The sequence below is a fragment of the Gordonia sp. G4 genome, assembly GCF_057770005.1.
In genome coordinates, this window is record NZ_CM173442.1 from 3,654,000 (window position 1) to 3,666,505 (window position 12,506).

At 69.7% G+C, this 12,506-nt stretch carries 11 protein-coding genes; 6 read left to right on the forward strand and 5 right to left on the reverse strand.

Going from position 1 to position 12,506, the window contains the following annotated elements:
• Positions 1–25 precede the first annotated feature (25 nt).
• Positions 26–970: a tetratricopeptide repeat protein gene (locus AC3B5T_RS16390; protein WP_488358780.1), complete on the forward strand. Its 945-nt coding sequence runs from the start codon at positions 26–28 to the stop codon at positions 968–970.
• Positions 971–995: 25 nt separating this feature from the next.
• Here AC3B5T_RS16390 and glgB read toward each other — a convergent pair whose 3' ends face one another.
• The 5 genes from glgB to AC3B5T_RS16415 all read right to left on the reverse strand — a co-directional run bounded on the left by glgB (position 996) and on the right by AC3B5T_RS16415 (position 9,600).
• Positions 996–3,218, reverse strand: a complete 2,223-nt coding sequence (gene glgB / locus AC3B5T_RS16395; protein ID WP_488357727.1) for a 1,4-alpha-glucan branching protein GlgB — start codon at positions 3,216–3,218, stop codon at positions 996–998.
• Positions 3,219–3,225: 7 nt separating this feature from the next.
• Positions 3,226–5,226 carry a maltotransferase domain-containing protein gene (locus AC3B5T_RS16400; RefSeq protein ID WP_488357728.1) on the reverse strand — a complete coding sequence of 667 codons (2,001 nt, stop codon included), beginning with the start codon at positions 5,224–5,226 and terminating at the stop codon, positions 3,226–3,228.
• A gap of 163 nt (positions 5,227–5,389) precedes the next feature.
• On the reverse strand, positions 5,390–7,468 hold the full coding sequence (locus AC3B5T_RS16405) for an ATP-dependent DNA helicase (protein ID WP_488357729.1): 2,079 nt from the start codon (positions 7,466–7,468) through the stop codon (positions 5,390–5,392).
• Positions 7,469–7,586: 118 nt separating this feature from the next.
• Positions 7,587–8,198 carry an isochorismatase family protein gene (locus tag AC3B5T_RS16410; RefSeq protein WP_014926368.1) on the reverse strand — a complete coding sequence of 204 codons (612 nt, stop codon included), beginning with the start codon at positions 8,196–8,198 and terminating at the stop codon, positions 7,587–7,589.
• Between the two features lie 97 nt (positions 8,199–8,295).
• A complete protein-coding gene (locus AC3B5T_RS16415) occupies positions 8,296–9,600 on the reverse strand; it encodes a nicotinate phosphoribosyltransferase (RefSeq protein ID WP_488357730.1) in 1,305 nt (434 codons plus the stop codon).
• 19 nt (positions 9,601–9,619) lie between these two features.
• Between AC3B5T_RS16415 and clpS the strand changes: the two genes are divergently transcribed.
• The 5 genes from clpS (at position 9,620) to AC3B5T_RS16440 (ending at position 12,505) form a co-directional block, all read left to right on the forward strand.
• A complete protein-coding gene (gene clpS / locus AC3B5T_RS16420) occupies positions 9,620–9,943 on the forward strand; it encodes an ATP-dependent Clp protease adapter ClpS (RefSeq protein WP_010841707.1) in 324 nt (107 codons plus the stop codon).
• Between the two features lie 42 nt (positions 9,944–9,985).
• Positions 9,986–10,561, forward strand: a complete 576-nt coding sequence (gene aosR / locus AC3B5T_RS16425) for an oxidative stress transcriptional regulator AosR (protein ID WP_010841706.1) — start codon at positions 9,986–9,988, stop codon at positions 10,559–10,561.
• Complete coding sequence (locus AC3B5T_RS16430; RefSeq protein WP_488357731.1) at positions 10,558–11,658, forward strand: P1 family peptidase; 1,101 nt, start codon at positions 10,558–10,560, stop codon at positions 11,656–11,658. Before aosR ends, AC3B5T_RS16430 begins: the two co-directional genes overlap by 4 nt.
• A gap of 149 nt (positions 11,659–11,807) precedes the next feature.
• Complete coding sequence (locus AC3B5T_RS16435; protein WP_488357732.1) at positions 11,808–12,215, forward strand: M67 family metallopeptidase; 408 nt, start codon at positions 11,808–11,810, stop codon at positions 12,213–12,215.
• A gap of 2 nt (positions 12,216–12,217) precedes the next feature.
• Positions 12,218–12,505, forward strand: a complete 288-nt coding sequence (locus tag AC3B5T_RS16440) for a MoaD/ThiS family protein (RefSeq protein ID WP_488357733.1) — start codon at positions 12,218–12,220, stop codon at positions 12,503–12,505.
• Position 12,506: the final 1 nt, after the last annotated feature.

A 12,506-nucleotide genomic window follows, 5' to 3' on the forward strand; every position in this document is an offset into this window, starting at 1 on the left:
GGCCCGACAGCAAGCGGCAGCAGCCATGGCCATGTCCGGCGCAGTGGATCTCGGCGGACTCAAGGAGAGAGCCGAAGCCGAACGCGCGCAGGCGCAACGGGCACAGTCGCAGGCTGCCCACGCCGGTCAGGCACCCGTCCCGGGCGGGCAACCGCCGGCCGCCGGTTCGGGTCCCGCGCCGGCAGCGGTTCTCGATGTCACCGAGGAGACGTTCGAGGCCGAGGTGCTCAACCGGTCGATGCAGCAGCTCGTGGTCATCGACCTGTGGGCGGAATGGTGCGGTCCGTGTAAGCAGCTGTCGCCGGTCCTGGAGCGTCTCGCCGCCGAGTCCGGCGGACGCTGGATGCTGGCGAAGGTCGACGTCGATGCGAATCCGCGTATCGCACAGGCCTTCCGGGTCCAGTCGATCCCCATGGTCGTCGCGATCGTGCAGGGTCAGCCGGTGACCGCGTTCAACGGTGTGCGCTCCGAAGCCGAGATCACCCAGTGGATCGACGACATCTTCGCCCAGGTCGGCGACGTGCTGCCGGGCGTCCCCGGAGGGCCGGCCCCCGAACCGGAACCCGAGGACCCGAGGCTGCTCGCGGCCGAGGCGAAGCTGAACGACGGCGACTTCGACGGCGCCCTCGCGGACTATCGGGCCATCGCCGACGCCGAGCCGGAGAATCTCGAAGCCGCGTCCGCGGCGCGGAATCTCGAGTTCATCCTGCGCGCACAGGCGCACGACCCCGCCATCGTGGAGACGGCGTCGCCGCGTGATGTCGACGCGCAGCTGGCGGCCGCGGATGTCCTGCTGCTCTCGCAACAGCCCGAGGCCGCGTTCGACCGCATCATCGACGTCGTCCGGGTGACCGCGGGCGAGGAACGCACCCGCGCGCGCACCCGGTTGCTCGAGCTGTTCGAACTCTTCGATCCCGCCGAGCAGTTCGTCGTGAGCGCACGGCGCAAGCTCGCCAGCGCGCTGTTCTGACGGGGTGAGGCGCGCGCCGCGGGGGCTAGTCCCGCGGCACGAGCCAGATCGCCGAATTGGCGGGGAGCATGACCCGCGCGGAGACGGGACGGCCGTGATACGACGGCCCGTCCGCGGACACCGACCCCATGTTGCCCCGTCCGGCGCCGCTGTAGGCGGCGGCGTCGGTGCTGAGGATCTCGTCCCAGACGCCCGCTGACGGGAGCCCGATCTGATAATCGGCGCGATCGGAGCCGCTGAGGTTGAACAGGCATGCGACGACCGAGCCGTCGGTGCCGTACCGCAGGAAGCTGATCACGTTGTTGGCGGTGTCGTTGGCGTCGATCCACTCGTATCCGAGCGGGTCGATGTCCTGGGTGTACAGCGCGGGTCGCGAGCGGTAGATCCGGTTCAGGTCGGTGACGAGAGCCGAGATGCCGGAATGCAGTTCGCCTTCCCAGCCCTCCAGCTGGTGCCAGTCCAGACTCCGGTTGTCGGCCCATTCGCCGGTCTGCCCGAACTCCTGCCCCATGAACAGCAGCTGCTTGCCGGGGTGGGACCACATGTAGGCGAGGTAGACGCGCACGCCCGCGGCCTTGGCGAACGAATCGCCCGGCATCCGCGTCCACAGGGTGCCCTTGCCGTGCACGACCTCGTCGTGGGACAGGGGCAGCACGAAGTTCTCGCTCCACGCGTACACCAGCGAGAAGGTGATCTCGTGGTGGTGGAAGCTGCGGTGCACCTGGTCGCGTGACAGGTAGTCGAGGGTGTCGTGCATCCAGCCCATGTTCCATTTGAAGCTGAAGCCCAGTCCGCCGAGATCGGTCATGCGGGTCACACCCGGCCACGCGGTCGACTCCTCGGCGACCGTGATCACGCCCGGAAAGTGTTTGTGGACGGTCGCATTCGTCTCCTGGAGGAACTGCACCGCCTCCAGGTTCTCCCGGCCGCCGTGGACGTTGGGACGCCACTGCCCGGCCGGCCGCGAGTAGTCCAGGTAGAGCATCGAGGCCACCGCGTCGACGCGGAGGCCGTCGATGTGGAACTCGCCGAACCAGAACAGGGCGTTCGCGACCAGGAAGTTGCGGACCTCGTGCCTGCCGAAGTCGAAGACGTAGGTGCCCCAGTCGAGTTGCTCGCCGCGCATCGGGTCGGCGTGCTCGTACAGCGGGGTGCCGTCGAAACGGGCCAGCGCCCAATCGTCCTTGGGGAAGTGGGCCGGGACCCAGTCGACGATCACGGCGATGTCCCGCGAGTGGAGATGGTCGACGAGGTAGCGGAAGTCGTCGGGGGTCCCGAAGCGGGCCGTCGGTGCGTAGTAGGACGTGACCTGGTAGCCCCACGAGCCGCCGAACGGATGCTCGGCGACGGGGAGGAACTCGACGTGGGTGAAGCCCTTCTCGACGGCGTAATCGGCCAGCTCGTGCGCGAGTTCGCGGTAGCCGAGGCCCTGCCGCCAGGAAGCCAGGTGGACCTCGTAGACGCTCATCGGCTCGCGCTCGGGAGCGGACCGTTCCCGGCGCGCGATCCAGGCGTCGTCGGACCACACGTGCTCGGAGACGGTGACCCGCGAGGCGGTTGCCGGCGGGGTGCTGGTGCGGAAGGCCATCGGGTCGGCCTTGTCGCGGATGACGCCGTCGGCGCCGTGGACGCGGAATTTGTAGTGGGTGCCGTCGCCGACGTCGGGGATGAAGACCTCCCACACGCCGCTGACCCCGACCTTGCGCATCGGCGCAACCCGTCCGGTCCAGTTGTCGAAGTCGCCGATCACGGTGACGCCGTGGGCATTCGGTGCCCACACGGAGAAGGCGGTGCCGTGCACGTCGCCGTCGGTCGTGGTGTACGACGTCACGTGCGCGCCCAGGACGTTCCACAGCGCTTCGTGGCGGCCCTCGCTGAACAGGTGGATGTCGACCTCGCCCAGACTCGGCAGGAACCGATAGCCGTCGGCGACGACGAACTCCGACGTGCCGCCCGCGGGGTCGGGATAGACGACGCGGTACCGGTAGTCCATGAGGTCGGCCATCGCAACGGTGACCACCCACAGGTCGTCGGTCTGGCGGGACATCGGATGATCGACCCCGCCGATGACCGCGGACACCGACGTCGCGTCCGGGCGCAACGTGCGAAGGATGGTGGTGCCGCCGGGCGCATCGTGAGCACCGAGGAAGGCGTGCGGGTCGGGATGTGTCTGCGCGGCCAGGCGACGGAGGTCGTGGTCGGTGGCGCTCGGGTCCGGCAGGTCCGGCGGATCGGGGCGATCGGTCACGAATACCTCACTGGATCCGAAGGGCGAGTTGCTGTGCGGCGGCAGGGTCGAGGGGCGGCAGGGCGAGAATGTGCGCCACCGCGCGCCATGGCTCGAGGCGGACGTAGTTGTCCTGGCCCCACCAGTACTCCTCGCCGGTGACCTCGTCGCGGACGGAGAAGTGGTCGTACCACTCGAAGCCGAGGTTCGGCAGGTCGAGCCAGACCGTGGAGTCCTCGGCGCCGAACGGGTTCAGGTTGATCACGACGACGACGCGGTCGCCCGACACCGGGTCGATCTTCGAGTAGGCGATGAGCGCCGGATTGTCGACGTGGTGGAAGTGGATGTTGCGCAGTTGCTGCAGCGCCGGGTGGCGCCGGCGGATCTCGTTGAGCGAGGTGATCCACGGCTCGAGAGACTCGCCACGGCTCGCGGCCGCCTTGTAGTCACGGGGCCGCAACTCGTACTTCTCCGAGTTCAGGTACTCCTCGCTGCCCTCGGTGACGGCGACGTGCTCGTACAGTTCGTAGCCGCTGTAGACGCCCCACGTCGGGGCGAGGGTGGCCGCGAGAGCCGCTCGCAGGGCGAACATGCCCGGTCCGCCGTGCTGAAGACTCGCGTGCAGGATGTCGGGGGTGTTGACGAACAGATTCGGACGGGCCTCGTCGGCGTGGTCGGCGATCTCCCGGCCGAATTGCTCGAGCTCCCACTTCAGCGTTTTCCAGGTGAAGTAGGTGTAGCTCTGGCTGAAGCCGAGCCGTGCGAGGCCGTAGAGGCGCGCCGGGCGGGTGAAGGACTCGGACAGGAACAGCACGTCGGGGTGCCGCTTCTTGACCTCGCTGATCAGCCATTCCCAGAAGTTCGGCGGTTTGGTGTGGGGATTGTCGACACGGAAGATGTCGACGCCGAGCCCGACCCAGTGCAGGACGACCTTCAGCACCGCGCGGTAGATGCCGTTGCGGTCGTTGTCGAAGTTCAGCGGGTAGATGTCCTGGTATTTCTTCGGCGGGTTCTCCGCGAACGCGATGGTGCCGTCGGGCTGGGTGGTGAACCACTCGGGGTGTTCGGTCGCCCACGGATGATCCGGCGCGCACTGCAACGCAAGATCCAGGGCGACCTCGAGGCCGAGTTCACGAGCCCGGCCGACGAAGTACTCGAAGTCTTCTTCGCTACCGAGCAGGGGATGGATCGCATCGTGACCGCCGTCCGCGGACCCGATGGCCCACGGCGAGCCGACGTCGTCGGGACCCGCGACGAGAGTGTTGTTGGGACCCTTGCGGTTGACCTCGCCGATCGGGTGGATCGGCGGGAGGTAGACGACGTCGAAGCCCATGTCGGCGACGCGGGGCAGGTCCTGGGCGGCGGTGAGGAACGTGCCGTGGACGGGGTTGCCCTCCCCGTCCCAGCCGCCGGTGGAACGCGGGAACAGCTCGTACCACGAGCCGAACAGTGCCCGGGTGCGGTCGACCCACACCCGGTGGGTACGGCTCTTGGTGACGAGTTCGCGGACGGGGTGCGCGGTGAGCAGCTCGACCACCTCGTCGGAGATCGCCAGGCCCACCCGGTTCTCGACGCGGCGTCGGCGCGCCCGCAGCTGGCGGGCGGCGTCGAGCAGGAGCTCTCGGTCCTCGCCCGCGACGAGTCCGGCGGCGGTGTCGAGTACCTGCGCCCCGGTCTCGATGTCGTTGGCGAGGTCGGCGGCGCCCTGCCCGGCATCGAGCTTCTTGATGACGGCCGAGCGCCATGTGGCGTACGGGTCGCTCCAGGCCTCGATGCGGTAGGTCCAGAATCCGACGGCGTCGGGCACGAAGGCCGCGTTGAAGGTGTCCGGCTCAGGTGCCGGAACCATCCGGACGTCGAAGGACTCGCGTCGGGGAGTCTCGACGTGCAGCGTGACACCGATGGCGTCGTGTCCTTCACGCCAGGCTGTGGTGCTGACCGGGAAGTATTCTCCCACAACAGCTTTCGCCGGCTGCTGGCCTGCTGACACAAGGGGTGCGATGTCGTCGATACCCATGCGCCCGATCACGTAAAGCCTCCTGTCGTCAGCTCCCGTGACTGGCCGGGGTGCGCTGTCGGTCTCGCCTTCGTTGGTATCACCGGTTCCCAACCTAGTGCCCCGCGGACGGGATTGTCTTGTCATGGTCCGCGCGCCGTGTCGGCCGGACGGGGACTGCCGGGGTCGGTCGAGGTCAGCCCACCGAGCGCGCGGGATCGGTGAGCCGGGCGAGAGCCGAACGGACCACCGCGGGGTCGGTGGTCCGCCACATCGGGGGCAACGACGCGAGCAGATAGCCGCCGTAACCGGCCGTCGCCAACCGGGAGTCGAGGACCGCGACGACACCGCGGTCGTCGACCGAGCGCAGCAACCGTCCGGCCCCCTGGGCGAGGAGCAGGGCGGCGTGGTTGGCCGCGACGGAGAGGAATCCGTTGCCGCCGCGCGCGTCGACCGCCCGCTGCCGAGCTGTCAGCAACGGGTCGTCGGGACGAGGGAAAGGGATGCGGTCGATGAGGACCAGGCTCAGTGACGGTCCGGGGACGTCCACCCCCTGCCAGAGGGACAGCGTGCCGAACAGGCAGGTCGCGGGGTCGTCGGCGAACCGCCGGACGAGGGTGGAGGTGGTGTCGTCGCCCTGGCACAGCACCGGGTGGTCGGTGCGGTCGCGGATCGCGTCGGCCGCTTCGCGGGCCGCCCGCATCGAGGAGAACAGGCCGAGGGTGCGACCGCCGGCGGCATTCACGAGCTCGGCGATCTCGTCCATCGCGCGAGTCGAGATACCCGAGCGGTCGGGCCGCGGGAGGTGGCGCGCGACGTAGAGGATCGCCGACCGCGGGTAGTCGAACGGCGAACCGGCGTCGAGGCCGGTCCAGCGGGCCGAACCCGAATCGGACGGAACCGCCTTGCCGCTCGCGGTGACATCGGAGACGTTCGCCTCGTCCGTCACCGGACGGTCGGTTCCGCGCCCCGACGCGGGCAGTCCCCAGGTGGCGGCGAGGGCGTCGAAGGACCCGCCGATCGTGAGCGTCGCCGAGGTGAGGACGACGGTGGCGTCGGCGAACAGCGAGGCGCGCAGCAGGCCGCCGACCGACAGCGGCGCGATGTGCAGAACCGGCCGGGGTTCGGTCCCGCGGCGTGAGGTGTCCAGCGACGCCCACACGACGTCGCGTCGTTTGGCCTCGTCGGGTTCGTCGAACGCACCGAGAACCCGGACGACGGTGTCGTGCATGTCCTCGAGCGAGGTGAGCGCGGCGGATCGGGCGGCGGCCGCGCCGTCGTCGGCGCCGGCCATCCGCACGGGTCCGATGGCGGTGCGTGCCTGCCACAGTCGATCCCGGAGCATGACCAGGACCGCGGTCGCGTCGGCCGGCAGACCGGTCCACTGGCGCATCGGGGCCGCGTCGAGCAGGTCGCCCAGTTGCTCACCGGCGCCCAGGAGGGCATCGGCGGTCTCCTCGTCGACGAGCTTCCCGCACCGGCGCGCGACGAGCGCCACCGAGACAGCCGACAACTCGTCGGTGGCGACCGAGGTCATCCGGTCGACGAGCTCGTGGGCCTCGTCGATGATGACGACGTCGTGTTCGGGCAGGACGTTCGCCGGGCTCGTGGCGTTGATGGCCAGCAGCGCGTGGTTGGTGACCACGACGTCGACCTTCCCGGACCGCCGGCGCGACTGCTCGGCGAAGCAGTCCTCGCCGTAGGAGCAGTTGGCCGCGCCCAGGCACTCGCGGGCGGTGACGCTGACCTGTCGCCACGACCGGTCGGACACACCCGGGACCAGGTCGTCCCGGTCGCCGGTCTCGGTGTCGCTGCTCCACTCCCGAAGGCGCGTCACCTCGCGGCCGGTGCGCGACAACTCGAACGGGTCGAACAGCTCGGTGTCCGGCTCATCGGCGGTGCCGGAGTGGATTTTGTTCAGGCACAGGTAGTTTCCGCGGCCCTTCAGGATCGCGAAGGTGGGCTCGCGGCCGATCGGCTTCTTCAGCGCCTTGGCCAGGCGGGGGAGATCGCGTTCGATGAGCTGGCGCTGCAGGGCGATCGTCGCCGTGGACACCACGACGGTCCGGCCGCTCTCGACCGCGTGGCGGATGGCCGGCACGAGGTAGGCCAGCGATTTACCGGTGCCGGTGCCTGCCTGGACGGCGAGATGCTCACCGGTGTCGATGGCGTGCGCGACCGCGGAGGCCATCGCGACCTGGCCGTCGCGGCGACGACCGCCGAGTGCGGTGACCGCCGCGTCGAGCAGGTCGGTCACCGGGGGTGTGTTGGGCATGAGGTGGGTTCCGGTTGTCCTTGCTGTGGTCGCGGTGGAGACGCGGCCGGGTACGGGGTGTTGTGTTCAGACGTATCGCGGTCCCGGTCGGTTCCCTCGATGTCGAGATCGCGGCGGGCTACCCGGTGTGGCTCGACCCGTCGTAGAGCAGGTCGCCCACGAGTTCGACACCTGCCTCCCGCAGCGCCGACAGCGCCTTCGAGGTGGTCTCCGGCGCGACGCCGGCCGTGAAGTTGAGAAGGACCCGCGTGGTGAATCCGGCTGCCACCGCGTCGAGCGCGGTCGCCCGCACGCAGTGGTCGGTGGCGATGCCGACGATGTCGACCGTCTTGACCTTCCGCTCGCGCAGCCAGACGGCGAGGGTCGACCCGTCGTCGGCCGCTCCCTCGAAACCGGAGTACGCGGCGCTGTATTCGCCCTTGGAGAAGATCTCGTGTGCCGCACCGGCGTCGAACTCGCGATGGAACGCCACACCGTCGGTGCCGACGCGGCAATGGGGCGGCCAGGTGTCGACGTAGTCGGGGTCGTCGGAGAAGTGGTCACCGGGGTCGATGTGGTAATCGCGGGTCGCGACGACGGTCCGGTACTCGTCGAGGATCGACGTGACCGCCCGCGCGACCGCGGCGCCGCCGTTCACCCCGAGGGCGCCGCCCTCGCAGAAGTCGTTCTGCACGTCGACGACGATCAGCGCGTCGGCGGGCCGGGTGCCGTCGCTGCGTTCGGCGCTCATCCATTTCTCCTGTCGTCGAGGGGCATCGGGTTCCTCCTGGCGTCGGGGCCCATCGCCAAATTGCCGGCGTCGATGGGTTGGGCCTGTGCGGTTCGGTTCAGCCGAGTTCGTAGCGGGTCGGGACCGCGGGATCTCCATGGGACAGGCCGAGACCCTCCCACGGCAAACTGACCAGGCCGGCCGCGAGATGTGCGCGCGCATCGGCGAGCGACGGCAGCGACTCGACGGGCGTGCCGCCGCGGACGAGGGGGATCTGCAGGTCCCGCACGCCGTGTTTCTCCGGTACGGGGCGGGTACCACCGGCGCGATAGACGATCTCCTCGACGATCGTGCCGCTGGACCGGGCGGCGCGTACGGCCGATTTGGCGCCGCCGCGCGACTCCTTGTGGCTCGCCCGTTTGGCCACCGGGAGGCCGTCCACCTCGACGAGCTTGTAGACCATCCCCGCGGTCGGTGCTCCGCTACCGGTGACGAGCGACGTCCCGACGCCGTAGGTGTCGACCGGCTCGGCGCGCAGCGAGGCGATCGCGTACTCGTCGAGATCGCCGGAGACCACGATCTTCGTCTCCGTCGCCCCGAGGTCGTCGAGTTGTGCGCGTACCTGGCGGGCCAGCACGCCGAGGTCTCCGGAGTCGATCCGCACGGCACCGAGGTCGGGTCCGGCCACCTCGATGGCGTTGCGCACGCCCTGGGTGATGTCGTAGGTGTCGACCAGCAGCGTCGTCCCGACGCCGAGGGCCTCGATCTGCGCGGCGAACGCGGCCTTCTCGTCGGGCCCGTCGGGTCCGGTGAAGCCGAGGGTGAACGCGTGGGCGGCGGTGCCGGCGCTGGGCACGCCGAAGCGCCGCGCCGCCTCCAGGTTCGAGGTGGCCGCGACGCCCGCGATGTAGGCGGCGCGCGCACTCGCGACGGCCGCGCGCTCGTGGGTGCGCCGTGACCCCATCTCGATGATCGGCCGCGACCCGGCGGCGCTGACCATGCGAGCCGCGGCCGAGGCGATCGCACTGTCGTGGTTGAGGATCGACAGGATGAGGGTCTCGAGCAGGACGGCCTCGGCGAACGTCGCGCGGACGGTGAGGATCGGCGACCCGGGAAAGTAGAGTTCACCCTCCCGGTAGCCGTCGATGTCGCCGGAGAAGCGGTAGTCCCGCAGCCAGGCCACCGTGTCGGAATCGAGGAATCGTTCGACGACGGCGATCTCCTCGTCGCCGAATCGGAAGGCCGCGAGTTCGTCGAGCACACGGCCGGTCCCGGCCACCACGCCGTAGCGCCGGCCGTCGGGGAGTCGGCGAGCGAAGACCTCGAATGCGCACTGGCGGTGCGCAACCGGGTGGCGGAGCGCTGCCGCGACCATCGTCAGTTCGTACTGATCGGTCAGCAGCGCGGTGTTGTCGATGCTCACAATCGCTTACCCTGTCCCTATGGCGCCTGACGAAACTCGTGCGCACGAGGCTACCCCCGGCGGTACGGCGGTTGCCGAACCCGAGGTCGCCGACGGCGCGCCGGGACTCGACAAGCCGTGGATGACGATCGTGTGGGACGACCCGGTCAATCTGATGAGGTACGTCACCTTCGTCTTCCAGAAGATCTTCGGCTACTCCGAGTCCCGGGCCAATGAACTGATGATGCAGGTCCACACCGAGGGAAGGGCCGTGGTGTCCTCCGGCGACCGCGAGAAGGTCGAGGCCGACGTCGCGAAGCTGCACGCCGCCGGTCTGTGGGCCACGATGCAGCGGGATTCGTGACCGGCCGGTCCGCCTCCCGCACGACCCGGGCACACTGAACGCGTGCGCACCTGGAAACGCAAGGGGCGCGGCGAGACGTTGCGGATCGCATCGCAGCTCGACGCGCACGAGGCAGAACTGCTCGCATCGATGGTCACCTCGATGTGTGAACTGCTGACCGAACGGGCCGATTCCGCACCCCACGACGACCTCGCGACGCTCACCGGCATCCGTGTCGGTCACCACGAGGCCCCCGACGACGTCACGCTGGGACGTCTTCTCCCGGATTTCCATCGCCCCGACCAGGACGACCAGCTCTCCGCCGAGGTCGTCAACGGAAAGCTGAACTCGGCGCTGCGCAGCGTGCACGAGCCGCAGATCATCGACGCCAAGCTCGGCGCGGCCCGGGTCCTGCTCGACACCCTCCCGGCGGGTGGCGGGGACCTCGTCCTCACCCCGGAGCAGGCCTCGGCCTGGCTCACCGCGCTCAACGACGTGCGGCTGGCCCTCGGCGCGATGCTCGGGATCTCCGAGGACACCCCCGATCAGCTGCCGCCGGATCACCCGCACGCAGCTCATCTCGACGTCTACCACTGGCTCACGGTGATGCAGGACCTTCTCGTGGAAGCGCTGATGTGAGCACATCCGGACGACCGGTCCGCGCCGGCAACCGCATCACCGACATCGCCGGCATCTCGGTGGGGCATGCGCATCGTGTCGACGCCGACGCGCGCGTGGCCGGCTCGGCCGAGGCTCCCGACGGTCACGGCTGGGCCACCGGAACGACGGTCGTGCGGGTGTCGGCGCCCGGCGCGATCGCCGCGGTGGACGTCCGCGGCGGCGGTCCGGGTACGCGCGAGACCGACCTGCTCGACCCGTCGAACACCGTGCAGACCGCACACGCCATCGTGCTGAGCGGAGGCAGTGCCTACGGTCTGGCCGCCGCCGACGGGGTCATGCGAGCGCTCGAAGCCGAGGGGGTCGGCCTACCGCTCGATGATCGGGGCCACGTGGTGCCGATCGTCCCCGCCGCGGTGATCTTCGACCTGCCGGTCGGTGCGTGGGATCGCAGGCCCGACGCGGACTTCGGGGCGGAGGCGGTCCGGGCGGCGGACACCGAGTTCGCCGTCGGATGCGTGGGCGCGGGTGTCGGCGCCCGGGCGGGCGCACTCAAGGGCGGGGTCGGGACGGCTTCGGTGACGATCGACAGCGGGCCAGCGGCCGGGATCACCGTCGGCGCACTGATGGTCGCGAACCCGGTCGGTGCGGTCATCGACCCGCAGACCGGGCTGCCGTGGGACCTGGGCGAGGCCGCACTCGCCGAACTCGGGTTGCAAAGGCCGTCTGCCGCCGACCTCGACCGCCTCGCCGATCTCGCCGCGAAACACACGGTTCTCAACACGACCATCGGTGTCGTGGCGACCGATGCCGTCCTCGACGCCCCGATGACCAAGCGACTGGCGATGTCCGGACACGACGGACTCGGGCGGGCGATCCGGCCGGCGCACTCGCCGCTGGACGGCGACACCGTCTTCGGCATCGCGACCGGCGCTGTCCGGTCGTCGTCGCCTGTTCCGGCGCCGGCGGGCATGCACGCCGATGTCGCGGTCGTCGCCGAGGTGTGCCGGGTCGCGGCCGACGTCGTCCAACGGGCGATCGTCGACGCGGTCCTCGCGGCGGACTCGATCGCATCGATCCCCACCTACGCGCAGGCGGCGCCGTCGGCGTTCCGCTGACCGCGTTCGCGTCGGGGCAGAACAGTCGAGCGGAACAGTCGGGGCGGAATAGGTGTCGCGGCGCCGATGTTGCGTTCCGGAGATCGGCCACAATGAGGACAACCGCGAGAGACCTTGCGGGCATCGCTGAACAGGAGAACGGGACACCGATGCTCAAGATCGAGCAGAAGCTGGTCGACGCGATGGTCGCGCATGCGCGCGCCGATCATCCCGACGAGGCCTGTGGGGTGATCGCCGGCCCCGAGGGTTCCGACGATCCGCAGCGCTTCGTCGCGATGGTCAACGCCGAGCGGTCGCCCACGTTCTACCGCTTCGACTCGGCCGAACAGCTCGCGGTCTGGCGGGAGATGGACCGTCGCGACGAGGAGCCCGTGGTCATCTACCACTCGCACACCGCCACCGAGGCGTATCCGAGCCGCACCGACATCTCCTATGCGGGTGAGCCCGGCGCCCACTACGTGCTGGTGTCCACCCGCGACCCGGAGGCCACCGAGATCCGTAGCTATCGCATCGTCGACGGTGCGGTCACCGAAGAAGAGATCGAGATCAGGAGCTGAGAATGTCTGTCACCGTATCCATCCCGACGATCCTGCGTACCCACACCGGCGGGGAGAAGCGTGTCGAGGGGTCGGGTTCGACGCTGGCCGCGCTGATCGACGACCTCGAATCGGGCAACGCCGGCCTGAAGGAACGTCTCGTCGCGCCCGACGAGCACGGCACCGCGAAACTGCACCGCTTCGTCAACATCTACGTCAACGACGAGGACGTGCGCTTCTCCGGCGGCCTCGACACCCCGATCGACGACGGTGACGAGGTGACCATCCTGCCCGCGGTCGCCGGCGGCTGAG